General features: G+C 52.5%; 19 protein-coding genes. 5 read left to right on the forward strand and 14 right to left on the reverse strand.

Translation table 11 applies throughout. The annotated features are described in order from the left end of the window. Positions 1-24 precede the first annotated feature (24 nt). The 5 genes from AB4Z33_RS04060 to AB4Z33_RS04080 form a co-directional block, all read right to left on the reverse strand. Positions 25-246, reverse strand: coding sequence for a helix-turn-helix domain-containing protein (locus AB4Z33_RS04060; RefSeq protein WP_442048684.1), 222 nt, complete (start codon positions 244-246; stop codon positions 25-27). Positions 247-256: 10 nt separating this feature from the next. Then, positions 257-739, reverse strand: a complete 483-nt coding sequence (locus AB4Z33_RS04065; RefSeq protein WP_442048685.1) for a DUF2975 domain-containing protein — start codon at positions 737-739, stop codon at positions 257-259. 36 nt (positions 740-775) lie between these two features. Then, positions 776-1,255 (reverse strand): DUF2975 domain-containing protein, encoded by a 480-nt coding sequence (locus AB4Z33_RS04070; protein WP_442048686.1) that lies wholly within the window; start codon positions 1,253-1,255, stop codon positions 776-778. Between the two features lie 417 nt (positions 1,256-1,672). After that, on the reverse strand, positions 1,673-3,067 hold the full coding sequence (thrC, locus tag AB4Z33_RS04075) for a threonine synthase (protein WP_442048687.1): 1,395 nt from the start codon (positions 3,065-3,067) through the stop codon (positions 1,673-1,675). 129 nt (positions 3,068-3,196) lie between these two features. Next, on the reverse strand, positions 3,197-3,850 hold the full coding sequence (locus AB4Z33_RS04080) for a pentapeptide repeat-containing protein (RefSeq protein ID WP_442048688.1): 654 nt from the start codon (positions 3,848-3,850) through the stop codon (positions 3,197-3,199). A 126-nt stretch (positions 3,851-3,976) separates the two neighbouring features. Here AB4Z33_RS04080 and AB4Z33_RS04085 point away from each other — a divergent pair, with 126 nt between their 5' ends. Beyond that, positions 3,977-5,083: a DUF3895 domain-containing protein gene (locus AB4Z33_RS04085; protein ID WP_442048689.1), complete on the forward strand. Its 1,107-nt coding sequence runs from the start codon at positions 3,977-3,979 to the stop codon at positions 5,081-5,083. Positions 5,084-5,173: 90 nt separating this feature from the next. On the opposite strand, the gene AB4Z33_RS04090 is transcribed toward AB4Z33_RS04085, so the two are convergent. Genes AB4Z33_RS04090 through AB4Z33_RS04110 form a run of 5 tightly spaced genes read right to left on the reverse strand, consistent with a single transcriptional unit; the run spans position 5,174 to position 13,910 of the window. Continuing rightward, positions 5,174-11,845 carry an S-layer homology domain-containing protein gene (locus tag AB4Z33_RS04090; protein ID WP_442048690.1) on the reverse strand — a complete coding sequence of 2,224 codons (6,672 nt, stop codon included), beginning with the start codon at positions 11,843-11,845 and terminating at the stop codon, positions 5,174-5,176. Positions 11,846-11,889: 44 nt separating this feature from the next. Then, positions 11,890-12,426, reverse strand: a complete 537-nt coding sequence (locus tag AB4Z33_RS04095) for a phage tail protein (protein ID WP_442048691.1) — start codon at positions 12,424-12,426, stop codon at positions 11,890-11,892. A gap of 15 nt (positions 12,427-12,441) precedes the next feature. Then, positions 12,442-12,963, reverse strand: coding sequence for a phage tail protein (locus tag AB4Z33_RS04100; protein ID WP_442048692.1), 522 nt, complete (start codon positions 12,961-12,963; stop codon positions 12,442-12,444). Positions 12,964-13,007: 44 nt separating this feature from the next. Beyond that, positions 13,008-13,532, reverse strand: a complete 525-nt coding sequence (locus AB4Z33_RS04105) for a phage tail protein (RefSeq protein WP_442048693.1) — start codon at positions 13,530-13,532, stop codon at positions 13,008-13,010. Between the two features lie 15 nt (positions 13,533-13,547). Next, positions 13,548-13,910 carry a GNAT family N-acetyltransferase gene (locus AB4Z33_RS04110; protein ID WP_442048694.1) on the reverse strand — a complete coding sequence of 121 codons (363 nt, stop codon included), beginning with the start codon at positions 13,908-13,910 and terminating at the stop codon, positions 13,548-13,550. A 415-nt stretch (positions 13,911-14,325) separates the two neighbouring features. Between AB4Z33_RS04110 and AB4Z33_RS04115 the strand changes: the two genes are divergently transcribed. Genes AB4Z33_RS04115 through AB4Z33_RS04125 form a run of 3 tightly spaced genes read left to right on the forward strand, consistent with a single transcriptional unit; the run spans position 14,326 to position 17,419 of the window. Continuing rightward, positions 14,326-14,871 carry a DUF4358 domain-containing protein gene (locus tag AB4Z33_RS04115; RefSeq protein ID WP_442048695.1) on the forward strand — a complete coding sequence of 182 codons (546 nt, stop codon included), beginning with the start codon at positions 14,326-14,328 and terminating at the stop codon, positions 14,869-14,871. A gap of 5 nt (positions 14,872-14,876) precedes the next feature. Further along, positions 14,877-16,259, forward strand: a complete 1,383-nt coding sequence (locus tag AB4Z33_RS04120; protein WP_442048696.1) for an MBOAT family O-acyltransferase — start codon at positions 14,877-14,879, stop codon at positions 16,257-16,259. Positions 16,260-16,273: 14 nt separating this feature from the next. Beyond that, on the forward strand, positions 16,274-17,419 hold the full coding sequence (locus AB4Z33_RS04125; RefSeq protein WP_442048697.1) for a DHHW family protein: 1,146 nt from the start codon (positions 16,274-16,276) through the stop codon (positions 17,417-17,419). A 541-nt stretch (positions 17,420-17,960) separates the two neighbouring features. On the opposite strand, the gene AB4Z33_RS04130 is transcribed toward AB4Z33_RS04125, so the two are convergent. From AB4Z33_RS04130 to AB4Z33_RS04145, 4 genes are all read right to left on the reverse strand, one after another. Then, positions 17,961-20,018 carry an alpha-galactosidase gene (locus AB4Z33_RS04130; protein ID WP_442048698.1) on the reverse strand — a complete coding sequence of 686 codons (2,058 nt, stop codon included), beginning with the start codon at positions 20,016-20,018 and terminating at the stop codon, positions 17,961-17,963. Positions 20,019-20,348: 330 nt separating this feature from the next. Then, positions 20,349-21,971 (reverse strand): ABC transporter substrate-binding protein, encoded by a 1,623-nt coding sequence (locus tag AB4Z33_RS04135; RefSeq protein WP_442048699.1) that lies wholly within the window; start codon positions 21,969-21,971, stop codon positions 20,349-20,351. A gap of 99 nt (positions 21,972-22,070) precedes the next feature. After that, positions 22,071-22,958: a carbohydrate ABC transporter permease gene (locus AB4Z33_RS04140; RefSeq protein WP_442048700.1), complete on the reverse strand. Its 888-nt coding sequence runs from the start codon at positions 22,956-22,958 to the stop codon at positions 22,071-22,073. 24 nt (positions 22,959-22,982) lie between these two features. Continuing rightward, the gene (locus AB4Z33_RS04145) at positions 22,983-23,969 is read right to left on the reverse strand and encodes an ABC transporter permease (RefSeq protein WP_442048701.1); all 987 of its coding nucleotides are present in this window, start codon (positions 23,967-23,969) and stop codon (positions 22,983-22,985) included. 198 nt (positions 23,970-24,167) lie between these two features. On the opposite strand from AB4Z33_RS04145, the gene AB4Z33_RS04150 reads away from it, so the two are divergent. Beyond that, positions 24,168-25,793 (forward strand): response regulator transcription factor, encoded by a 1,626-nt coding sequence (locus AB4Z33_RS04150; protein ID WP_442048702.1) that lies wholly within the window; start codon positions 24,168-24,170, stop codon positions 25,791-25,793. Positions 25,794-25,801: the final 8 nt, after the last annotated feature.

A 25,801-nucleotide genomic window follows, 5' to 3' on the forward strand; every position in this document is an offset into this window, starting at 1 on the left:
TTCGTTTTTTATTTATAGTTGAAATCAAATCGTACTGTCTTCGTCGCTTCTGTATTCTAAAACATCCCCCGGCTGACAATCCAAAGCTTTGCAAATCGCCTCTAAAGTGGAGATCCGAATCGCTTTTGCCTTTCCGTTTTTCAGTATAGAAAGGTTAGCCATCGTAATTCCAACCCGCTCGGCAAGCTCGGTCACGCTCATTTTCCGCTTAGCCAGCATCACGTCTATATTAATAATAATCCCCATATCATTCACCTCAGACCGTCAGGTCGTTTTCTGATTTGATATCGATAGCTTCTTTCAAGAGCTTTTGGAGAACAGCGGCAAATACGGCAATCACCAGCGAGGCAAAAATCAAGACCATTCCGACCAAGATGACGCCAGGCGCGTCGTCCTTCTCCGCAAACAGATAGAAGAGCGGCAAACCTAACACGAAAATACAGCTGATGATAATCGCGCAGTATTTGATATTTTTTAATACGCGTACGGATAGTTCCGAGAAAGCATTGTTCTTGTCGATATAGTTCAAAAGCTTAAATGCTTGATACAGGGCAACGTAAAACGGGATCGCCGCTCCATAAAAAACGATGTAAACAAGATATTGCAAATAAGAATGATCCGGATACATTTCTACTAAGTAGTTCGCTATCTCCGGCACCACGAATATGCATAAAGCAAGTATTGGGAGACCAATAACGATAACAGCCGCTTTCAAAAATAGTGTCGTTCCCCGTTCCATAAAAAAGCCCCTCGCTTATTGTCAATTTTATTCACTTCAGACCGTTAGGTCATTTTCTATTTTGATCCTTATGACATCTCGCAGAACCTTCTGCAGAAGCGCAGCAAAGGACGCAATGACGCTTGAAGCAAAAATGGACAGCGCTCCCAGCGTAATGATGTGCGTAATGTCATCGTCTATGAATATAACGACGAACAACACGCCGAGCGTTATAAAGACACTTATCGTAATGCCGCAACGCTTGATCGTCCTCAAAGCTCTAACCGATGATTCCGAGAAGGCATAACCCCGGTCAATGCAGCTTAAAAGCTGCAACGTCTGAACCAATGCTGCAAAAAACGGGACAGACAATAAATACGAACAAACCAAAAACGGATATTGCAAATAACTGTCCTCCGGGTGGGCTTCCGCATCTCCGCTCGCAATCCACGGCAACAAGAAGATGCATACCGCAAGTGCCCCAAGGCCAAGTAGCACGACAACCCCCTTCAGGAAAAAGGTAGAACCTCGTTTCATCAAACACACCTCCTTTCAATATCCTGATATTGAATTTAACACATTATTTATTGTTTTACAATATATTTTGATTGTTATTAGATACTTAATTATTGTTTTGAATGGTTACACAAAAAAAGAGAGCAGCGCAAAAAAACCGCTACGCAGGAATTCCTCCCCACGTAGCGGCTTTCACATTTATGCCCTGCTAAACCAAACTCGCTGTTTTGATTGGAATTTGTCCAGCCAAACAGCTCCTTTCGACGAATCATTGACTTTTGACTGGAAAATCTCCAATCTAATCGACCCAAATTACTCATTTCCTCCAAAACGCCATCATTAGCCTGTACGAAATCCAATCAAACTGTTGATTTCGCGTTCTTTGGCCTGTTTGGTTGGATGAAATCCATTCTCTAACTTGCCGTTGGGACAGCCTACTTATGCGTTATAGAATTTAACCAGTTCGCCAACAACGTCCGGCAGCGAGCCCTCGACCCGAGTCTGACGCTGCTCCTTCTCGAACAATGCCGAGATCTGCTCCGGATATTGCTGCTCGATGCCGCAGAGACGGATCGCCTCGTCGAACTTCGCAGGATGCGCAGTCGCCAGCGATATCGTTACCAAGCCGTCACCGCTGTATTTGTTGGCCGCAGCAACGCCGCATGCCGAGTGCGGATCAAGCAGGTAATCTGTTTCCGCTTTGTACTTCGAGATCGTGTCGAGGCATTCCTGTCCTTGCACGCCGTGCGCGCCGAACTCCGATTGCACCTTGGCAAGCGCATCGCCGGTAATGACGATTTGCCCTTCCGACTTGAACTGGTTCATCAGCTCGCCGATCGCCGCCGAATCCTCGCCCAGCACATAATACAAGTAGCGCTCGAAGTTGCTTGCCACTTGGATGTCCATCGACGGGCTGTATGTCATTCGGAAGTCGCCCGGCTTGTACACGCCTTCCAGCACGAAACGCTCCAAAATATTGTTTTCGTTCGTCGCCAAGATCAGCTTGCCTACCGGCAGGCCCATCCGCTTCGCCACGTAACCTGCAAAAATATCGCCGAAGTTGCCCGTCGGCACGCTGAAGTTCACAACGGCTGCACCCGTCTCCTTCTTCACTTGGAAGTAAGCGTAGAAGTAGTAAACAATCTGCGCCATAATCCGAATGAAGTTGATCGAGTTGATCGCCGCCAAATGGTTGTTCGCTTTGAAGTCCAGATCGGCGAACAGCTCCTTGATCATGCCTTGGCAATCGTCGAAGTTGCCTTCAACCGACAAGTTCAGCACGTTGCTGTCCAATACCGTCGTCATTTGCAGCTCTTGCACCTTGCTCACTTTGCCATGCGGGTGAAGGATACAAATTTTGATGCCTTCCTTGCCCTTCACGCCCTCGATCGCCGATGCCCCCGTGTCGCCGGATGTCGCGCCGAGAATGTGAATCTTCTTGCCCTGCTTGCGGGACACGTACGTGTACAGCTGACCCATGAATTGCAATGCAATATCCTTGAACGCGAATGTCGGACCGTGGAATAGCTCCAGCAAGTACAGCTCGTCCGACAGCTTGCGCACCGGCGTCACTTCCGGATCGCGGAACGTCGCGTAGCTGGCGTACACCATTTCCTTCAAGTCCTGCTCTGGAATTTCTTCATTCGTGTAATAAGAGAAAATAGCAAGTACCAGCTCTTGGTAGCTGAGCTTCTCCCATTGTTCAAGCGTGCTCGCGGGAACTACCGGGATCTCGCTAGGTACGAGCAAACCTCCGTCATCGGCAAGTCCCATCAGGAACGCGTCCAAAAAGCCGATTTTCCCAATCTTGCCCCTCGTGCTTACATATTCCATCTGTCTATATCCTCCTACATCATAGTGCAACGTCAACTTTATTAGCTTTAATCATTATATGTAAGACAGGCCCTTCATCTCAAGCATATTCGTAAATATCCCCGTCTTTTTCTTTGTATTGTAAGCTTTCTAGTCCTCATTCACAACTAAACCGAACATGGTCGCGAACGACGACGCTTGAAGCGGCGAAATCATACAGCCTTGCAAATCTTCTATATTCACGCTCAAGCTTGCAAAATCGCAGTTGCTGAGATCAACGCCGCGAAGCTTCGTTTGGGCGAATTGCACACCATCAATATTGCATTCGTGGAGCGAGGTTTGAGCATGCGTCATATTGGACAAATCCGCTTTGGCAAGCGAGCACTTCTCAAACTTCACCTGCTTCGTATTCGAGAAACGCAGCACCGCGTAATCCCCGTAACACTCATCGAACAAGACGTTGCGCAGCGTCGCTTCGGTCAAATCCATACCGAGCAGCTTGCATTCATGAAAAGTCACTCTATGCATAATAGCCCCGTTCAAATCGATGTTCGACAAGTCGCAATTATCGAATCGGACGTCCGTCCATTCCGACTTCGGCAGACTCGTTCCTCGGAACGCGACATTTTGAAATAAGATACGATCAAAACAGATCCGATAGCCGGTCTGATTCTCCACTTCGCAATCCCGAACGACGCAATCGCTGATCGCATATTCATCGCATAGCTCATAAGCATCGATCGTTCTAGACTCCAGCGCTGCAGGCAATTTCGGCGCCTCTACCTTCACTTTTGACCCTGACATCTCTTATCCATCTCCTCTCACAGCGGCAACCCTCTTGATTGCTGTGCCAACCCTTATTATATAATGGATGGAGAGACTAAGCACATATCCGACAATTATTTTACGAGGAAGGGGGCAACGAGGGCGATGAACTACGAATTAACGATTGAGCAGCGCGATGTGATTATGGCCCAGTTAACCGAGGAGCAGCGGCAATTCATCCATCACGAGCTCGTGAGGGGCAGAAGGACATTGTTCGCCAGGCAATTAGCCCGTGTTAAAGTCCAATTCATTCCCGATGATGCCAAATTCGAGGAAATTCAAGCCTTTATAGAAGAATGGGACTACCAAGGTTTCACCGACAGCGGCGAAGTATCGCCCGAGACCAAATGCGAATGCGGCAGATCGCTGCGCTATCAGCACAAGGTGCTCCATGTGCCGACGAATACAATCCGTTACTTCGGCATCGAGCATCTGCAGCTCCATACGGGCATTGATGCCAAGGCGGTAAGCGCGATTCTAAAAGGGTTCGACGTGCTGGACGGCGAGATGAACGAGGTGCTCAGCAAATATCGGGACGGCTGGCGGATCGAGCATCAAGTCTATTTGCCCTTCCCGGAAGAGCTCGTCGTGCCGCCGGACATTGAGGCTCATATGCGGGTGAAACTGCCGCTGCTTGGACGACAGCTGATTCGGCTTCGCACCAAGTTGCGGGAGTCAGAGAAGCAGGATAGGCTGGAACGTATTGCTGCGCTGCCGCGAGAAACAAGCGCCGGTTACAGACAACCGTTCGGCACTGACTACGACTACGACTCATCCGTTGCCCTGGAAGAACCTGCTCCCTTGCCTGAACAGCCGCCTGAAGATTCTAGCTTCATGGCGGATGAACAAGGTCAAGGCATGTTCTTGTTCGATCTGTTCGAGGATGAACCAACACCCGCGGCGCCGCCCGCGACTGCGCCTGCAGCAGCACCAGGCTACGTTCCTGTAACCGAGCCTTCGAACGCCAACCTCTTCCGGTTAGGCGCTTCCTCGCAGCGCATCATCGACGACGCGCTCCATCGGGGCCGAATAAGCGCCCGTTCCGTATCCGAATTTCTGATCGAGCAGAAACTGGTGAGCGATAAGCGAATGTCTTCCGGCAAGCCGGATATCTACATTGCCGTTGCCGCTTATTTGGACAAGCTGACCTTCGAAGGCCGTTGCAAGCTCGTTGACTTCAGCGCGGAGGACCGGACATATAGCTCCGCGTAGCTGGTCTGTGGCAGGGTGGAAAGAGAATAACAGCAAAGCCCGCCTACAATTAGGCGGGCTTTGCTTATAATTATTTCGAGCCTGCGAGAATTAAATCAGCTCGGACTTTTGCAAAAGCTTTTGAACCATTATAGCAGCCTCTGCTCGTGTCAAAGTCCCCTGAGGAGCAAGCTTATTCCCTGTTCGCCCGGACACAATTCCTGCTTGCAAGCATTCGGAAATGCTCTCTTGTGCCCATTTGGCCACGTTATCCGCATCTGTAAATGCACGTAAAAGATCGGCTGCATCGACAGGTTTAAGCTTCTCCTTCAGTCCGCTGAGCGTCATCGCTTTCGCAATAATCGTCATCGCTTGCTCCCGTGTAATGTTGTCCATCGGATGGAATCGACCATCGTTATATCCGCTGATCAGACCGTACGAAACCGCGGTTTGTACGGCAGAACTATACCAATCCGAAGCGTGGACATCCGAGAACGAACGGTTTCCGTCCTCCAGCTTTAACCCCAGTCCGCGAACGAGAATAGCGACAAACTCAGCACGTGTAACATCTTGATCAGGATTAAACAGGCCGTTGCTCGTTCCCTGGGCGATCATACGCGAGCCCATATCGTTGATCGCTGCTTGGGCCCAATGCGCGGAGACGTCCGAGAATTCCACCGGATGCCAGACGATGGAATAAACGCTGTTCGTCATACTCTTGATTACGGCATAGTACATGCCGTCCATGAAAACAATTTTGGTCGGCACATGACGAACATTGCCATCCGGGTCAATGACGATACCGGTCGTAATTTTCTTCGGATCGACGCCTTCCGGAATTGCAATGGTACGTTCCACATAGCCGCTGAACTTGGAGATTTCCACGGTTTGGTTGCCATAAATGGCACGCACCAGAAACTCAAGCGGCGGCACGACAATGACAAATTTTCGTTCAACTGCCGAACGTTCCACGACTTTCAAAACGTCATCTGTCGGTATGCCGATTTCAATTTGAATTTTGATGTCTTGAAGATCTTTCTTCCCTCCGAGTTGACCGGCAATCGCATCCATGTTGATTTGTTTAGAATCGATCTCATAGCCGGCACGCTTGGTGACAATTTTTAAAATGCCTTGCTTCTGTTCTATTTTTTTGATCATCTGACCGTTAAGCTCTGCGATAATAACATCGGATTGTGAACTAATCATAATCGTAATAACTGCACGTGGCCCTTCCGCTTCCAGTCTGCTGTCAAGCGCTGACTGATCGACAACCAGGGTCGTTACGATCTTCCCATTCACAGTCGTTGTTGTAATCTTACCGGCGGCAATCGGCTTGCCGTTGACCAACACTTCCGCTCCTGTATCGGGTTCAGAAGTCCCTTCTCCGGATGAACCTCCTGAATGTCTGCGTGTCGGCAAGTTCACGGCGGAGCTGACGATCTCTGTCAGTCCGCTCGCATTAAAAGCGAGCTGCGCCCCGTTCACTGCAGCCGCATTAGCTGCGGCCAGATTCGTAAACGCAACGATACCTGCGCTAGCCGTTTTCGTTGCCGTTCCTGATAGCGACCAGCTGYCGCCGTCTTTCTTCGACGCCGTCACGCTCGTGCTGTGGTCGTTTACACTAATATTGCCATAGGCGTCGAACAGCTTCACGACCGGCTGCTGCGCAAACTTGCCGCCATTAGTCGAAGGCGCGACAATGTTCGTCGTCAGCATCATCGAGACTGCGCTTCCAGCAGCAGGCGTCACAGTCAACGTATTCGTCGCGGAAGTGTTCACGCCCGCCACGCTGAAGCCGATCGTCTGCGACGCCGCTTTGTTCAATTGCAAGTTCACCGTGGCAACGCCGTTCGTAAAAGTAACGCTTATCGCATTCGGCGATGCCGTCAGCGCCGTACCGTTAAAGCTGCCGTACGTGCCGTCAGGCGCTTCCGTGTAGCCGGACACCGTCACGTCGTGTACTCCCGTATAGCTCGTATCCGTATTGCCGAGCTCATCCTTCACCGTCAACGTAATCACATCATCAACACCGACATCCGGTGTTAATGTAGCGGCTGCCGCACTTGCCGTCCACGCTCCCGCCGGAGCAGGCAAGTTCACCGTGCTGCTCAGCACTTGCGTAAGCCCACTCGCGTCAAACGCAAGCTGTGCGCCTGTTACCGCCGCTGCGTTCGTTGCGCCAAGACCGCTAAACGTCACGACCCCAGCGACCGCTGTTTCGGTTTTTGTTCCCGTTAACGTCCACGTATTGGCATCAGCCTTCGATACCGTTACCGAAGTGGTATTGTCGTTCACGTCAACATTGCCGAATGCATCGCGAAGCGTAATGACCGGCTGCTGCGCGAACATCCCGCCATTGCTGGATGGTGCAGCAACACCCGTCGTCAGCACCATCGAAGTTATCCCAATTGCTGGCACAATAGTCAGCGTATTCGCCGCAGGCGTATTTACGCCTGCCACGCTAAAGCCGATCGTCTGCGACGCCGCTTTGTTCAATTGCAAGCTTATTGTTGCAACACCGTTCGTAAAGTTCACGCTTATCGTATTCGGAGATGCCATAAGCGCCGTACCGTTAAAGCTGCCGTACGTACCGTCTGGTGCTGCCAAGTAGCCGGATACAATTACGCTGTGTACTCCGGTAAAGCTCGTATCCGTGTTGCCGAGCTCATCTTTCACCGTTAACGTTATTACATCATCATCACCGACATTCGGTGTTAATGTAGCGGCTGCTGCACTTGCCGTCCACGCCCCCGCCGGAGCAGGCAAGTTCACCGTGCCGCTCAGCACTTGCGTCAGCCCGCTCGCGTCGAACGCAAGCTGCGCATCCGTTACCGCCGCCTCGTTCGTAGCGCCAAGGTCTGTGAACGTCACAACACCGGAATCTGCTGTACGAGACAGCGTTCCTGTCAGCGTCCATGTGCCTCCATCAGCTTTCACTGCCGATACAACAGTCGTGCTGTCGCCTACGCTCGTATTGCCGAACGCATCGATAAGCGTAATGACCGGCTGCTGAGCGAACGAGCCGCCATTGCTGGACGGTGCGTTGACGTTCGTCGTCACTGCCATCGAAGCTGCGTCGCCAGCTGCCGGCTCAATCGTCAGCGTATTCGTAGCAGGCGTATTTACGCCCGCTACGTTGAAGCCGATCGTCTGCGACGCCGCTTTGTTCAATCGCAAGTTCACCGTTGCTGCGCCGTTCGTAAACGTAACGCTTATCGTGTTCGGAGATGCGGTCAGCGCCGTACCGTTGAAACTGCCGTATGAACCATCAGGTGCTGCCGTATAGCCGGACACGGTCACATTATGCGCTCCAGCAAAGCTCGTATCCGTGTTGCCGAGCGAGTTTTTGACCGTCAGCGTTATCGCGTCGTCAGCGCCGACAACGGGTGTTAATGTAGCGGCTGCTGCACTAGCCGTCCATGCCCCTGCCGGAGCAGGCAAGTTCACCATGCCGCTCAGCACCTGCGTAAGCCCGCTCGCATCAAACGTAAGCTGCGCGCCTGTCACCGTCGCCGCGTTCGTAGCGCCAAGGCCGCTAAACGCCACTACACCAGCGACCGCTGACACTGTTTTGGTTCCCGTTAACGTCCACGTATTGGCATCAGCCTTCGATACCGTTACTGAAGTGGTGTTGTCGTTCACATCAATATTGCCGAACGCATCGCGAAGCGTAATGACCGGCTGCTGTGCGAACATCCCGCCATTGCTGGACGGTGCAGTGACATCCGTCGTAAGCACCATCGCAGTGATCCCGATTGCCGGCACAATAGTCAGCGTGTTAGCCGCAGGCGTATTTAATCCCGCTACGCTGAAGCCGATCGTCTGCGATGCCGCTTTGTTCAATCGCAAGTTCACCGTTGCTGCGCCGTTCGTAAACGTAACGCTTATCGTGTTCGGAGATGCCGTCAGCGCCGTACCGTTGAAGCTGCCGTATGATCCATCAGGTGCTGCCGTATAGCCGGACACGGTCACATTATGCGCTCCAGTAAAGCTCGTATCCGTGTTGCCGAGCGAGTTTTTGACCGTAAGCGTTATCGCGTCGTCAGCGCCGGCAACGGGTGTTAATGTAGCGGCTGCTGCACTAGCCGTCCAAGCTCCCGCCGGAGCAGGCAAGTTCACCGTCCCGCTCGACACTTGCGTAAGACCAACCGTATTAAAGGCGAGCAGCGCACCGGTTACCGCCGCCACGTTCGTAGCGCCAAGATCGCTGAACGTTACAACGCCGGAAGTCGCTGTGCGCGTCAGCGTTCCTATCAGCGTCCACGTGCCTCCATCAAACTTCGATGCCGTTACAGCAGTCGTGCTGTCGCTTACGCTCGTGTTGCCGAACGCATCGCGAAGCGTAATGACCGGTTGCTGTGCGAACGTACCGCCATTGCTGGACGGCGCGGTGACGTTCGTCGTCACTGCCATCGAAGCCGCGCTTCCCGCTACAGGCGTTATGCTCACCGTATTCGCCGCAGGCGTATTTACGCCAGCCACGCTGAAGCCGATCGCCTGCGATGCCGCTTTGTTCAATCGCAAGTTCCCCATTGCTGCGCCGTTCGTAAAAGTAACGCTTATCGTATTCGGAGATGCCGTAAGTGCCGTACCGTTGAAGCTGCCGTATGAGCCGTCCGGCGCCGCCGTATAGCCTGACACGGTCACGTTATGCGCACCGCTAAAGCTTGTATCCGTGTTGCCCAGCGCATCTTTCACCGTCAACGTAACGGCATCATCAACTCCGACATCCGGTGTTAATGTGGCGGCTGCCGCGCTAACTGTCCATGCCCCTGCCGGAGCAGGTAAGTTCACCGTGCCGCTCAGTACTTGCGTCAGACCGCTCGCATCGAAAGCGAGCTGCGCGCCTGTTACCGCCGCCACGTTCGCAGCGCCAAGGCTGCTGAACGTCACAACGCCGTTGGCCGCCGTGCGCGTCGCCGTTCCCGTCAACGTCCACGCGCCTCCATCGGACTTCGATGTCGTTACAACAGTCGTGCTGTCGCCTACGCTCGTGTTGCCGAACGCATCGCGAAGCGTAATGACCGGCTGCTGCGCGAACGAACCCCCATTGCTAGGCGGCGCGGTGACGTTCGTCGTCACTTCCATCGAAGCCGCACTTCCCGCCGCAGGCGTTAGGCTGACCGTATTCGTCGCAGGCGTACTCACACCCGCTATGCTAAAACCGATCGTCTGTGACGACGCTTTGTTCAGTTGCAGGTTCGGCGTTGCTACGCCGTTCGTAAAGTTCACGCTTATCGTATTCGGCGATGTTGTTAGCGCCGTACCGTTAAAGCTGCCGAATGAGCCATCTGGCGCTGCCGTATAACCCGACACCGTCACGTTATGCGCTCCGGTAAAAGTCGTATCCTTGTTGCCGACCGAGTTTTTGACCGTCAGCGTTATCGCGTCATTCGCTCCAACTGCAGGGGTACCCGTCGCTGCCGAAGAAGTAGCCGTCCACGCCCCCGTCGGAGCAGGCAGGTTCACTGCCGAACTCAGCACTTGCGTTAGCCCGCTCGCATTAAAGGCGAGCTGCGCACCGGTTACCGCCGCCGCATTCGTAGCGCCTAGGCCGCTGAACGTCACGACGCCGGAAGCCGCCGTCCGCGTCGCCGTACCTGTCAGCGTCCACGAGCCTGCATCGGACTTCGATACCGTCACAGTGGTCGAGTTATCGCCCACGCTCGTGTTACCGAACGTATCTCGAAGCGTAATTGCCGGCTGCTGCGCGAACGAACCGCCATTGCTGGCTGGCGCGGCGACGTTCGTCGTCACTGTCATCGAAGCCGCACTTCCCGCCATAGGCGTTATGCTCACCGTATTCGTCGCAGGCGTATTCACGCCCGCTATACTAAAGGCTACCGTCTGTGCCGACGCTTTGTTCAGTTGGAGGTTCGACGTGGCAACGCCGTTCACAAAATTTACGCTAACCGTAGTAGACGATGCCGTAAGCGCCGTGCCTTTAAAGCTTCCGTATGAACCGTCCGGCGCTGCCGTATAGCCCGACACCGTCACGTTGCGCGCTCCTGTAAAGCTCGTATCCGTAATGCCGGTCGAGTCTTTCACCGTCAGCGTAATCGCGTCGTCTACGCCAACCGTAGGCGTTGCCGTCGCTGCAGAAGCTGTAGCCGTCCACGCTGGCGTAGCAGCTTGCACGTTAGCAATCGTAATATTATCAAAATTTAAACTCGAAGGTGCAGTAAATGCATCATTGTTAAAATGCCAGGAAATCGTCAAARAAGCAACATTCGCAACATTGTAGGTACTGCCGCTATTCAGCAGCGATCCAAGCTGAACCGTATTAGTGGTCAAAGGAATGTTTCTCCCCGTACCGCTAGAGATTGTCGTTATTAACCCCCCGCTGCTGTTATACAAGGTAACGGAAATGGACTCCAAGCTCAGTCCTGAGTCATCGTAAGCACTAATGCCGAGATTTTGAAACGTAAACGTCTTGTTCAAGACCCCGCCTTCTGCTTTAATCGTCAAAGTTCCCGTTGTGCCTAAATCTTGTTGATTTTCGGACCATATCTTAGTTCCATCTTGCCCAAAACCGTTGCTAACGACGAATAGGCCGTTGCCAATCGTCCTGAAGCCTGTTCCTCCGCTCCCATCCGTCAAGGAAAGCCCGCTAAAATCATAGGTCCCGTCTGCCGCCGCCGCATCGGCTATGCGAGGTACGACTTGAAAGATCATCGATAAAGCTAACAACAGCGACAAAAAAATGCGCGCGACAGCCATAGGCTGCCGGCGCATAGGAACGCCGCTATCGCTATCACGAGTTATGCTAGCGATTCGTTTCATATCTAATCCTCCTGCAACTTACATTTTTTAACACCAAGTCCCTATTAAGGCCGCTGCGGAAAAATGCCACTCAAACAAATGATGTAGTTCAAAACCAAATACGGCTGCATGTTGTTGTGCGCCCCCGAGCCGCCAGTCACGCCTATAGCCTGCGGAGACATCGACACATTAGTCGTTGCATCATAAAGAGGCCTTGCTACAGGGGGCCTTCCTGCAGGAGAAAGCTCCCCCCAATAGCTGTTGGCCGGACTTTCTGAATTGCCTACATTGGTAACGGCCGTCGGTATGTGAATATGCGCGGGCATTTCCGTGCTGAGAAGCGTCACGTTTGCAGACCCTACCGGTTCCCCGACATCGCGTGGGGTTAATCCCGGACCATGTCCTTGCCCCATCGGAGCAGTTCCCGCCAAGTTAGGCAAAGCAAAAGTCCTCTGTCCGTCTCCGCCATATCTACTGCCTATAATGGAATATAGCGTTGTATTTTGAGCTATATTCATAATCTGTCCGTTGCAGAACGCCCAGTCTTTCGGAGCAAAGCTCCCTGCAAACAAACGAATCTCACCTACATACGCATCTGCCATCTCTTATCGCCCCTTTTAGCTTCGACTTGGGTAAATTCCCGTTGTTGCAATACAAAAAGCCATGGCCAAATACGGCTGCATGTTGTTATGAGGCTGACTGCCGCCCGAGCTCCCAAGCGCCTCGCGATTCATCGCCACGGGTGCTCCCGTCCCGGTTGTATAAGGGCTTGTTACTGCAGCCCACACGTTATTAGTAGGTGCGTTTAATAAATTTTTATCGTTCGATGAGGCGCTCACCCCATGATTATGGGCTGGCATTTCATTAACAGTCAGCGTGTGCGCCGCCTCTCCCGCCGTCTGACCCTGCATATAAACCGTACCTTTACCGGGATCAAGGTTGAAACCTATCGGTACGCGCCCCCGTAAATCGGGAAGATTGAACGTCGTTGTTCCATTTCCACCATATGTCACTCCGAGCAACGAAAACAACGCCGAGTTGCTGGCGATCGAGTACGTTTGCCCTTCGCAATAGGCCCAGCCTTTTGGAGCAAACCMGATCGGAAACAAGCGAATCTCGCCAAGAAATTGCTCTCCCATTATTAAATTCCTCCTTCATACGAAAAGTAGTTGATTAAAAGCTGCTAGTTCGGTTGCGGAAAAATGCCGTACAGCGCAATAATATAAGTAATCGTTAAGGACGGCATCATATTATCGTGCGGCAAATTGCCGCCTGCAACGCCAATCGCCCGGCCGCTCATCGGCACTTTATTGATAGGGGGCAATGGAGGCGGAGCAAGGCCGTCCGAATACGTTTTCAACGGAGAGGCGGCCCACACCGCATTCGCCGGCGATGAAGCTTCGCCGGTATTTGAAGAGCCGATGACATCATGCGTATGTAACGGAAGCTGAGTCTGCGTCAACGTGACTTGTTCCGTTCCGCCAATGAGGCCAATAGGAGTCGTGTTGCTTTTATGAATCGGAACACGGCCTCTCAAGTCCGGCAACGCAAACGTCGTTTGACCGTCCCCGCCATATGTCGTGCCAAGAAGGGTATACAAAGCCTCATTGTCAGAAATTCTTATTAGAGAGCCATCACAAAGCGCCCACCCTACAGGAGCATAAGCACCCGCAAACATGCGAATTTCACCTAAATACGGTTCAGCCATTCCTTCATCTCCTCGTTAAAATTTTGACTGCTCCCACTGCATTTCAAGCTGAAAGCCGTTGTCACCTGTCGCGCGAAACCCTAATCTCTCATACAGTCGCCTAGCTGCACTTGTCGCCACGACATGAAGGACAATCGTTTTGCCCGATCTTCCGGCTTCCCGCTGCAGCTTCTCGATGAATGCCGTACCGATTCCGCCACCGCGAAAGTCCGGCAGCAGCGCGATATCGACCAATACCATCCGTTCTACCTGCTCCGCCACCAGCATGTGACCTACAGGTTGATCGTCAACCAGTATAATCTGATAACTCGACTCGGGATAATTCGTCTTATAAGACTGTTGCTGCATTTCGAACTGCATACGTAAAAAAGTTTCCAACTGTGATGTCTCCCAGTTCAAAGCAGAGAACTCCTCAAGTCTCGTACTCGCGTACACTTGAAATCGAAAAACTTCTTCCTGCGGAGCTGCCTCTTTGATGTGCAGAGAGCTTTGAGCATAATTTTGAACCGGACGCACCCTCCCAACATCTTCATAGAAAATCTTGGTATAAATTCTCCAAAAATATCTATTTTCCTGCTAAGGTTTTACAATTTTCAATCTTCGCTTAAGGCATAGCTCATACAATTCGGTCCGTGTTTCAAATCGCAATAAACCCTTGCCGGGTATCGTTTCTCAACCCCTAAGCCAAAATAATTGCATACCTTCCCAAAAATTTCATTGCAACAATTGTCGAACCTTGCTCGTTTGAGGCTATATGAAATTCAAAAAAACAGACAACAAGGAGATTACACACATGAAAAAAATGTACATGGCACTGCTGCTCACGATCGTATTAGGACTTATGCTTACTGCTTGCTCAGGCGGCAACGGAGGCAATAACAACGGCGCGAATGATGGATCGGGCAACAACATACAGCAAGAAGAGAAAGTCGTTGAACCGACGCAAACGACGAAAGAAATGATGGATGCATTGCTGGCGAAGGTCGAGCAACCGGCACTTATGGAGCTGCAAGGCGACATGCTGACGCAATTGTATTACCTCGACGCTGCATTGCTTGACCAATTCACGATAATGACGCCGATGATGAATGTGAAAACGAACGAAATTGCGATTATTAAAGTGAAGGATGCTAAGGATGTTGCAACGGTAGAGGAAGCAATCAAGAAACGTGCCGGCGACGTACAGAAGCAATTCGAGACTTATCTCCCAGACCAATACGAGAATGCCAAAAACTATAAGCTGATCACGAAAGGCAACTACATCTTCTTCGTGATTGCCGATAGCGCGGATGTAGATAAGCTAACAGCTGAATACGAAACCTTCTTCGCTCAAAAATAACCGTTATGGTATTTAGCAGCCTATTATTCCTATTTATCTTTCTGCCTGCGGTACTGCTGCTCTACTTCAGCTCGCCATGGCGCATCAAAAATTTAGTTCTGTTCGCCGCAAGCCTTATCTTCTACGCATGGGGCGAGCCGATCTACATTGCGATCATGCTGCTGTCGACGGTCACCGACTACTGCTTCGGCCTGCTGCTAAGCAGGCCGAATATGAGCGCAGGCAAGCGCAAAGGCATCGTCGTATTCTCGATCATTATCAACCTGGCGCTGCTCGGCTTTTTCAAATACGCCGACTTTCTGATTCATAATGTCAACGCATTGCTGGGTACGAGCATTCCGCCGACTGACCTGCCGCTGCCGATCGGCATTTCGTTCTATACGTTCCAATCGATGTCCTATATCATCGACATCTACCGAGGCACGGCGAAAGCGCAGCGCAACTGGCTCGACTTCGGCACATTCGTTGCTCTATTCCCGCAACTGGTGGCTGGCCCGATCGTTCATTACAAGACGGTCGCCGAGCAGTTGAAGCATCGTACCGTCACGATGGACATGTTCGCTGAAGGCGTTCAACGGTTCATCATCGGTCTTGCCAAGAAGGTGCTGCTGGCGAACAATATCGGCCTGCTCTGGGACGGCATCTCAAGCAGCAGTCCAGGCTCGCTGCCCGCCTTAACCGCTTGGATCGGCATTATCGCCTTTGCGTTCCAGATCTACTTCGACTTTAGCGGTTATTCCGATATGGCGATCGGACTCGGCCTTATGTTCGGCTTCCGCTTCAACGAGAACTTTAACAAGCCGTATACGGCGACAAGTATTACCGACTTTTGGCGGCGCTGGCATATCTCGCTCAGCACCTGGTTCCGCGATTACGTGTACATCCCGCTTGGCGGCAATCGCCACGGCATTTGGAAGCAGCTTCGCAACATCATGATCGTATGGCTGCTGACGGGTATCTGGCATGGCGCAAGCTGGAACTTCCTGCTGTGGGGTCTTTATTTCGGAGTCGTGCTTATTTTCGAAAAATGGATCGGACTGCGGTTATTGCAACGCGTACCTGCCTGGGTTCGGCATACGTACGCGCTTGTATTGATCCTAATCGGATGGGTGTTCTTCGCTTTCGAGGATTTAGGGGAGATGGGTGCTTATTTCGCCGCGATGGTCGGCGCGGGCGGGCAGCCGCTGTTGGATAACAACAGCTTGTACTTGTTGTACACGAATGCGATCTTATTGATACTGCTAGTCGCAGCATCGCTGCCTGCAAGAAAAAGAGAAAGCAGCAGCGGCGGTGGCGTTCGCCTCGTCTGGCACGGCATTTTATTTTTCTTGTCCGTCGCTTATTTGGTCGATGCAACGTTTAATCCGTTTTTATATTTCCGCTTCTAGGAGTTGTTACAGCAATGAAGAAGACAAATGCCGCATACGTATGGGGGTTCACCGGCAGCTTGCTCGTCATGTCGGTCCTGTTCWTCTCCCTGCCGATGCAAGCTTTCTCCGACATGGAGAATCGGAGTTTGCAGGGCAAGCCTGAGCTTACTTGGGACAATATTTGGAACAAGAAGTTTTCGGAGCAGACGGAGAGCTACATCACCGACCATTTTCCGTACAGGGATAATTGGGTATCCGTCAAATCTGCAATGGAGCAGCTTCGTCTGCAGCAGGAAAACAACGGCATATACAAAGGCAAGGACGGCTACTTATTCGAGAAGTTCGACAAACCTGACTTCGAGCAAATCAAGCAGTTGACCGATGCCGTAGCCGCTTTCGCCAAAGCTCATCCGGAAGCGGATATGTCCTTTCTGCTTGCTCCGGGCTCTGTTGGCATCTACGGAAAGAGACTGCCATGGCTCGCTGAAGCGTACCCGCAGACGATCGTTAACGGCTACATTGAGAAGCAGCTCGCTGACAGCTTACATTTCATGAACGGCTTTGACATTCTAAAGCCGCATGCTGCCGACGAGAAACCGATCTATTACCGGACGGATCACCACTGGACCTCATACGGTGCCTACTTGGCCTATGCGGCATATGCGGAACAGATGGGCTGGGCACCGCTGCCTGAATCCGAATTCCGCATCGAGACCGTCACGGGCGATTTTCTCGGAAGCTACCATACGCGCAGCCAATTCAGCGGCCTGAAGCCGGACTCGATCCAGGTGTATAAACCGCTCAATGAGGCGTCTACGCAAATGTACGTGGCCGATTCAGAAGAGACGTTCGATAGCATGTACGACGCCAGTTACTTGGAGAAGAAGGACAAATATTCTTACTTCCAAGGCGGCGTCCACGCGCTTATGACGCTGACAACGAATATTGATCCAGCCTATGCAGATAAAGAGAAACTGCTCGTGATCAAAGATTCGTACGCGCACAGCATGCTGCCTTTCCTGACGCAGCATGTTTCCGAAATCCATGTCATCGACATCCGTTACTACAACGGCAGCATCGCCGACTACATGGAACAGAACGGCATCGAGGATGTCCTGCTGCTGTTCAACACCTCAACCTTCATCACCGAGCGCAACATACTGAAGTTGAAGTACTGATGCAGTCCGCTGAGACCGCAGCTTGTCCAACTCACTTTCATGGGCGATAGGTATATTTTCTATACCTATTCCCCTCCAACGCACTCGATTTTGTGATATACGTATACTTTCTATCCTTATGTAGGCGCGCGAGGCTGGGTTGGAGCACTTGGACGTTACTTTCATAGGAGGTAGGTATATTTTCTATACCTATTCTCCTCCAACACACTCGATTTTGCGATATACGTATACTTTCTATACTTATATCGTCGCGTGGTGACGGGCTCGAGGACATGGGCGACCGTCAACGCCACCATAGCGAAAAAAACTTTCGCTATTTGCACCAATTGATGCCCTTTCTCAGAAATAGTGAAACAAGCTTTCTCTATTTCCCACCAATCGAGCTCCAACCACTATTCAAGCACTCTCCCGCGCCACCATAGCGAAAAAAACTTTCGCTATTTGCACCAATCGCCGCCTCTACTCTAAAATAGAGTAACAAATTTTCGCTATTTCCATGCAATAAAGGGCTGTGCCAGCTAATGGCACAGCCCTTGTTATGTTATTTGTAGAATAGCAGCTTAGATTCGGCTGCTTCCAGTGTAACGACGTGCTCGGCCGTGCCCGGCGTCAGACTGTATTCGTCGCCCGACCATAGGTCGCGGACGAATAAGCCGTTAGCGGCGTCAATGCCGACGCGAGCGAGATCGATTGTCTTCGACTGGCCGCTCTCGGCGTCGAAGTTGAATACGGCTACGTATACGCCGCCGTCGCCGGCCAGCGTGAACAGGTGCTCGCCCTTTGTACCGCTGCGGCCTTCCGCAGGACGGAATGTCTCGCCGCGGCGGGCGAGCGTCATGACCGCCGTGTTCGTCATCCATTCCTTCGCGCGGCGAGCGGCCTCCTCCATGCGGTAGTCGTCGCCAAGCAGCAGCGACGTGCCTGCGATGACGCCCGCATTCAAGCGGCTGCGACCCTCATGCTCCGAGGTGGCGCGCTGGTTGTCGCTCTTGTACAATACGATATGGTCGGGATCGTTGAAGCGATATAAGTTGTCGCTAATCCACCAGCCATACGTCAACGCGTTCAGCATATATTCCGTATCATCGATTGTTCCGAACGCATCGCAAGATACGCGTCTGCTATGCGCATAGCCATGAGGGAAGAGCGGAGCAATCGACAGGTTAATAAGGAACTCGCGGCCGATTCGATCTGGACTGAGCGCCTCTGCAATGGCAGCCATGCCAAAGTTGTACGCTTGAATGCCGGTCCGCACGGCCGAATCGTAATGAACGCCTTCCATCGCGCCATGCGCGAGGAAGTCCATTTTCAAGTAGTCGAAGCCCGCGGCAACAACCTCATCGAGCTTGCGCATAATCCGAGCGATCGCTTCCGGATGCGACGGATCGATGGGGAATGCGCCATCCAGCTTCGGCAGCGGGTTGCCGCCGGCGTCCTTAAGCAGTATTTCGCGGTACAGCACAGCGCCGTCCGTTCCTTCCACCGGCGTATCCGGGTTGCTTCCCCAGAACGCGAACGGCGTATAATACGTGCCCGGCTTCTGACCGTTCGCCTTCACCCGGCGCACCGCATCCGTAAGCTGCTCCGCCGGCAAATTGTCCGAGAAGGCGTCGAAGTTTACATACAAGCTGCCGCTGTCGTCGGCGAAGCCTTCGCCTTGAAGTGCCGATGCGAAGAAGTCCGACGTATGCGTGTATACGTCGTAATCGAGCTTCGCCATAACGGCCGACCAGCTGTTCCAGCCCATCGGCACGCCGCTGGACCAGCCCAGCGCCGGCTTCACGATAGCGTTCGCCTTGCCGTAGGCTTCCATGCCTTCGCGGTAATCGAGATACGCGCCAACGAATATCGTCGGCGAGACGATGCTCGTTCCGCGCAGCGAGCCGTGCGGAACGGTATCGCGAGTCTGCAGGTCCGCAGCACCGGCTTGCACACGCACCCTGCCAACCGTCGAAGTGAATGTACCCTCCACGTCGATCGCCGTTTTCCAAGTATCATGCGTCACCGAACCGAAGACGAAGCCGCGGCGCGATTCCGAACGGTAGACCGCCGTCACTTCATAGCTGCGTACGCTGTTCTGATTCGCATGCGAGGCGAAGCGCACCCACTTGTCGTTATCGTACGGAATGAACAACGCCCGAACTTCCGCCTCTCCGGCGTCATCGCCGAAGTCCAGCACGCCGCCGTCATTCAAATAGGCGGCAAGCGGAGTCAGCTCGTTCGTCTCCCACTCATGCTCACTCACCGCCTCCAGCTCGACAAGCGCATACGGCAGCCCTTCGTACAACCGAATATGCTGACGGAGCTGCGGTTTACCCAGATCCTCATGCACGAAGCTGAAGCGCACGCCTTCGCCGAAGCCGTCCGCAATCGGCTTCACCGATTCAGCAGGCACGTCATGCTTGCTATACAGCGAAGAACGCACCGTCTCCCAGCCATAACGTGCTTCAGCGTAAGTAGCGCTTAACGACTGTCCATCCTTCCATGCATACGAAAGCGTACCGTCCGCAACATTCGCCGTTACTTTTACGATGCCGTTATCCGCCACGTAAGCGTTGCCATCCTTCTCCAACTTAATTTGCCCAATAACCGTTGTCATGTGTAATCCTCTCCCCGTTGCCCGTATTCGTTAAGTTATGAAGTTTCATCACTGTAAGGAATCGTTGAAACCTTAATTGCTATTTCACGCTGTAATCCGTAGGTTAGCGAATCCAGAACACCTTATTTCACTCTTATACTTACATTTGGACGCTATTTCGATTAAATAAGATTACCTAAGTTCCTAAGAAAGCTCCCCGCTCCCGATAGTCACTAATAAGCGCTTCTTGATTTCTTTCGGAGGCAGGCGAAAGCAAGATATAATCTTCTAATAGAAAAGGCCAGCAATGCTGGCCTCCCATTCGTACGTTTGCTCCTTGCCGCTCGCTTCTTACTTCCACAGCTCCGAACGAGATGCGAAGTTCGTCGTATAGACCGCTTCTACTTTCTCGTCGCCGGCTGCTTTCATGTCGGACAACATTTTGTCGAAGATCGCTCCCGCTTCTTCAGCAGAAGGCGCCATGATCGCTTTCGTGATCGCCTGCTTCGTAATGTCGTTGATCTTCTGCTCGTTCAGCGCTTCCGGCGTGCCGCCTTGCGGGCTTAAGCCGTCATAAATCGCCGTGTCGAAAATCGAATCCGACAAGTTCTTGATCGCCATTTGGTCGATCGGGGAACGCTCGTAACGGCCAGGAAGATCGTACGGCGTACCGTCGGCGCCTGGTCCGTTCTTGATGAACCAAGTCCATTTGCGAATGCCTGTTTCTTTCGTATAAGCAGCCCAGTCGTCCTTGAAGCTTTGCAGCACTTCCGGACGCGGCGTATGCTTGCCGTCCTTCATATCCCAATGCGTGCCTTCAATGCCCCACATGAGCAAGTATTGGCCTGCTTCGCTGGCGAGGAAGTTGATGAACTGCATCGTGCGTTCCGGATTTTTGTTTTTCTTCGTAATCGCGATCGCGTCCCAGCCAAGGGAACTGCGGCCGCCGTACGTTGTTTTCGACGGGTCGAGACCGTCTGCAACGACTTTGTAAGCGAACAGCTGCGATTCCTCGCCGATGTCCTTTTTAATGATTGTATTGGAGTTGCCCAGATCCCAGTACGCGCCTGTCGAGGAGAAAATCGTGCCTGTCGCAATTTTTTGCTCCCATACTTGACGCTTGTTGATTGCCCATTCTTTATCCATCAAACCCGAGCGGTACAGATCGTTCATGTACAGAATCATGTCGCGATATTTCGGATTTTTCACGTCGTATTGCAGCTTGCCGTCCGTCTCATAGTAGTTGGTCAGACCGAACATGCCTTTGAACGTTCCCATCGTGCCGCCGAAGTTCTCGCCGTCCATCGTCAGGGCAATCGTATCCTTGCCTTCGATTTGCGGATATTTCGCTTTGAAGTCGCTCAGCAGCTGCTTGAATTCCGTCGCCGTAAACGGCACGCCGCCGTCGGCTTTGTCCGGAGCAAGCTCCTTCAYGATATCTTTGCGCATATTGAAGCCGAATACCGGCTCATGCTCAAGGCCGTACCAGTTGGATAAGTAGTAGTTGTTGCCGTCCTTGTAACGCGTCTTGTTCAGCACATCGCCGTACATTTCGGATACGTCATGGCCGTAATCTTCGATTAGTTTATTAAGAGGAATGATAGCTCCTGCCTCGATATACTTTGCTACCAGATCGCTGGAGCGGTCGAACATGATCATATCCGGCAAGTCTTCGCTCGCCAGCATCAGGTTCAGCTTTTCTGTCGGGTTGCCGGTAGGCTGCTGAATTTCGATCGTCACACCAGTCTGTTTCGTAATCTCTTTGGCAATCAGGTTATCGAATTTGTCGCCCGTGTTTTTATCGAAGAACGTAATCGTGATCGGATCGGTACCCGGTTCCTTCGTTCCTTCGGCACCGTTCTCCGTGTTGTTGCCGTTGCTAGGTTTATTAGATGAGTTCGAAGCGCATGCGGACAATACGGATACCAACATTACAGCCGTAAGCATCGAGAGCAGCCATTTCTTTGCGTTCATGCAAAATCCCCCTTGTTCGTTGTCGTCATTTTAACAGATAAACGTTCCGTACTCCTAATACTAGTAGCCGCAACACCTCCCAAAAGAAATTCGCATTGATTAGCTCTTAACCGCGCCTAACGTCATGCCTTTGACAAAATATTTCTGCAGGAACGGGTACACCATAATGATAGGCAGCGTAGCGACCATCGTGGCCGCCATCCGGATCGTATCCGGCGATACGGCAAGCCGCTTAGCGGAGTTGGCCATCTGCTGCGCGTCTCCAACCATCGAACCCGTCTGATATTGGTTCAAAATCTTCACGAGCACGGCCTGCAGCGTCTTCAGCTCCGGATCGTAAGTAAAGACGTACGAGTCGAACCACGAGTTCCAGTGGCTGATAGCGGTGAACAGACCGATCGTTGCCAGTACAGGCGTCGTGAGCGGAAGGATGATGCGGAAAAAAATTTGCAAGTAGTTCGCGCCGTCGATTTTCGCCGATTCGTCCAACTCCTGCGGCAGTCCCTGCATGAACGTCCGAACGATGATCATATAGAACACGTTCATTAGCCCAGGTACGATGAAGACCATGAAGTTGTCGATAAGGCCATAGTTTTTGAGCACCATATAATAAGGGATCAGGCCGCCGCCAAAATACATCGTGAACACGAAGTACAGCGTCCAGAAGCGGTTCGCAACCAGCTCCCTCTTACTCAGCGCGAACGACAGCATGCTGATCGTCATGACAGCCAGCGGCGTACCGACTGCCGTCCGCAGCACCGTCACCTTGATCGCCGTCCATATTTCGCTGTCGGTCAGGATCTGCGCGTAGCTTGCCAAGCTGAATTCCCTCGGCCATAAGTACAAGTTGCCCCGCAGCGTATCCTCCGCGCTGTTCAGCGAAATAATGAATATATTCCAGAATGGATAGAAGGTCACGACGAACACCGAAACGATAAACGCATAAACGGCGGTCATAAAGAGAAAATCTTTTTTGTCTTTCACCATGGCGCGTTCTCCTCTTCGTTTTTGCTAGAACAGTGACTGTTCGTTCATTTTTTTGGCCATCTGATTCACGCTGATGACGAGTATGAAAGCGACGACTGATTTGAATAAGCCGACGGCCGCCCCGTAGGAGAACATGCCGTTCTGCAAGCCATACTTGTACGTGTACGTATCGATGACTTCGGAATATTGCAGTACCGTATTGTTTTGGAGCAAATATTGCTGATCGAACCCGGCATTCAGAATGCCGCCAACCGCTAGGATGGCCAGGATAATGATCGTCGGCCGGATCGACGGAAGCGTAATATGCAGCATCTGCTTCAGCCTGCTCGCTCCGTCCACCTTGGCTACCTCATACAGTTCGGGGTTGATCGCCGAGATCGCGGCCAAATACATAATCGCATTGAAGCCCATATCCTTCCACGTATTCGAGAAGGCGATGATCCACCAGAACAATGGCCCCTTCTGCATGAATTGAATCGGCTCGTCGACGATTCCCAGTCCCGTGAGCAGGTTGTTGATAACACCGCCGGAGGACAGCATCGTGACGATAATGTTCGCCGCGATGACCCATGAGATGAAGTGCGGCATGTAGGAGACGGTCTGGAACGTTCGCTTGAACCAGCCATTGCGCAATTCATTAATCATGAGCGCCAGTATGATCGGCATCGGGAATCCGAACAGCAGCGACAGGAAGCTCTGGGCGATCGTATTGCGCATGATTCGAACGAAGTCGCCGTTCGTGAAGAAATATTCGAACCATTGCAGCCCGACGAAGTCGGTTGTAAAAAATTGCTTGAAGAACGACCCGCCGCCCGGCTGATAATTAATGAATGCCATATACAGCCCGAACATCGGCACGTAGGAGAACATTAAGGTCAGAATGATCGCCGGCAGCATGAGCACGTACAGCAGCCGCTGCTCCTTCAGTCTGGCAAGCAGTCCGCCCCTTTCGGGCTTACGGACGGCAGGTGCGCTGCGCTGGTTAGGTTGCGCTTTCGATAGCATGTTCATCGTGTTGCCTCCCGTAAATTGATTGCGCTTTCTTTGCTTCGTGTCCTCATTATAGGTCCGGTACTAAAGCCGTTCTATATAAGGATTTAACAATTCGTGCTCCAAAAGCACACACTTCCTCTCCTTCCGTTGTTGAATAACGGCATTGCCGTTACACTGGAGGAAAGAGCATCATTTTCACAGAAAGGCGGTGGCTAGATGTACAGTGTGCTGCTGGTCGACGACGAAACAATCGAGCTGGAAACGATGGTTCAATACGTTCCTTGGGAGCAAGCGGGCATTCGAGTAGCCGGAACGGCACGCAACGGCAAGGAGGCGCTCGGCAAGCTCGCCGAGCTCAAGCCCGACATCATCGTTACCGATGTCCGCATGCCGATTATGGACGGTCTTGAATTCGGACGCCGGGCGAAGCAGATCGACAAAAGCGTCAAGCTTATCTACTTAAGCGGTCATAATGAATTTCAATATATTAAGTCGGCGCTTAACATTGAAGCGGCCGGCTACGTGCTGAAGCCGATCGATATGGAGGAGCTGCTAGCCCTCCTTGAGAAGGTGAAGAAGAAATGCGACGAGGAGCAGCTTGCCGGGCAAGGCGGCGGATGGCTGCTGGAGAAGCTGCTGCTTCGCATCGTGCGAGAGCCTTTGGAGGAGCGAAGAATCGAATGGACTCGCCAGTGGGAAAGCCAGGCAACGGGCTTCACGGCTCACCTGCCTTACGGCGCTGCCTATATAACGTTCGAGCCGCCAGCTTTCCCGGACGGCATGAGAGCCGCCGTCGCTGCCATTCGCGTGGCCGCTGGCGATACCGACACGGAATCAGCAAATGCAGCCTACGAGCTTGCTTACGATGCGGCTGAATATGCACGAACCGTACTTGGACCCCGCCTCGACGCCTCCATTGTGCTGGAGACCAGTCCGAATACGCTGTTCGTCCTCTTCCAAGGCAAGCCCCAGCAATGGGAGCACGCTTATTGGGAGCTTCTGCGAGAAGAGCTGTCGCGAGCAATAGGCGGCAAGGCAGACTTGTCGATCGGCTTGTCCAGTCCATACAGAGGCTTCAACCTGCTGAGGGAAGCTTACGAGGAGTCGAAGCGTTGCAACGACGAGAAGCTGTATCGGCAAGCAGGAGCCGTCATCAACCCGGGAACGGTGACGCCCGTGAAGCAATCGGAGGAGCTGAGCGCGGAGCATGCCGCCGCCGCTCTCATCGGAGCGATTCAAGCGTCCGACTCGGATCGGACCGGACAGGTGCTGGGCGACTGGTTCGCCGCCATGCGGCAAGAGCGAATCGAGCGCAACTACGCCGTCAGAGCTAATATTCAGCTGCTTACCGCTTTGGAGCAGCACTTCACGACGCTGATGGCCGGAACGTTCCGCGACCATCTGCTTGCCGACCATTGGAAGGAGCTGTCGCAGCTTCCGACGATCGCCCACTTCCATGCCTATACGCTGCGCTTCTGCGGAGAGCTTCTGAAGGCGGCCAGCGAACGCGATCTCGACCGCAATCAATCGGTCGCCGACCAGATCGCGAAGCTCATTGCCGATCGTTATCATCTGCCGATAACGGTCGAGGACATTGCGAAGGAGGTATTCTTGTCGCCGAACTATGTTCGCTCTATTTTCAAAGACAAGACAGGTGAAACGATCCTCGATTACCTGACCCGCATCCGCATGGGGCATGCCTCCGAGCTGCTCAAGGACCGGTCGCTCAAGGTACGCGAGATCGCTCATAAGGTCGGTTACGAGAACGTATCCTATTTCTGCTCTGTGTTCCAGAAGCATAAGGGCAGCACCCCAAACGAATATCGCAAAATGCATCTATAGGCTGGAGT

Source organism: Paenibacillus sp. 2TAB19 (assembly GCF_052115185.1).
Lineage (GTDB): Bacteria > Bacillota > Bacilli > Paenibacillales > Paenibacillaceae > Pristimantibacillus.

Bases quoted from the DNA above. Each gene is read 5' to 3' on its own strand.
- AB4Z33_RS04060 (WP_442048684.1), bottom strand. From the start codon at position 246: ATGGGGATTATTATTAATATAGACGTGATGCTGGCTAAGCGGAAAATG.
- AB4Z33_RS04065 (WP_442048685.1), bottom strand. From the start codon at position 739: ATGGAACGGGGAACGACACTATTTTTGAAAGCGGCTGTTATCGTTATT.
- AB4Z33_RS04070 (WP_442048686.1), bottom strand. From the start codon at position 1,255: ATGAAACGAGGTTCTACCTTTTTCCTGAAGGGGGTTGTCGTGCTACTT.
- thrC (WP_442048687.1), bottom strand. From the start codon at position 3,067: ATGGAATATGTAAGCACGAGGGGCAAGATTGGGAAAATCGGCTTTTTG.
- AB4Z33_RS04080 (WP_442048688.1), bottom strand. From the start codon at position 3,850: ATGTCAGGGTCAAAAGTGAAGGTAGAGGCGCCGAAATTGCCTGCAGCG.
- AB4Z33_RS04085 (WP_442048689.1), top strand. From the start codon at position 3,977: ATGAACTACGAATTAACGATTGAGCAGCGCGATGTGATTATGGCCCAG.
- AB4Z33_RS04095 (WP_442048691.1), bottom strand. From the start codon at position 12,426: ATGGCAGATGCGTATGTAGGTGAGATTCGTTTGTTTGCAGGGAGCTTT.
- AB4Z33_RS04105 (WP_442048693.1), bottom strand. From the start codon at position 13,532: ATGGCTGAACCGTATTTAGGTGAAATTCGCATGTTTGCGGGTGCTTAT.
- AB4Z33_RS04115 (WP_442048695.1), top strand. From the start codon at position 14,326: ATGAAAAAAATGTACATGGCACTGCTGCTCACGATCGTATTAGGACTT.
- AB4Z33_RS04120 (WP_442048696.1), top strand. From the start codon at position 14,877: ATGGTATTTAGCAGCCTATTATTCCTATTTATCTTTCTGCCTGCGGTA.
- AB4Z33_RS04130 (WP_442048698.1), bottom strand. From the start codon at position 20,018: ATGACAACGGTTATTGGGCAAATTAAGTTGGAGAAGGATGGCAACGCT.
- AB4Z33_RS04140 (WP_442048700.1), bottom strand. From the start codon at position 22,958: ATGGTGAAAGACAAAAAAGATTTTCTCTTTATGACCGCCGTTTATGCG.
- AB4Z33_RS04145 (WP_442048701.1), bottom strand. From the start codon at position 23,969: ATGAACATGCTATCGAAAGCGCAACCTAACCAGCGCAGCGCACCTGCC.
- AB4Z33_RS04150 (WP_442048702.1), top strand. From the start codon at position 24,168: ATGTACAGTGTGCTGCTGGTCGACGACGAAACAATCGAGCTGGAAACG.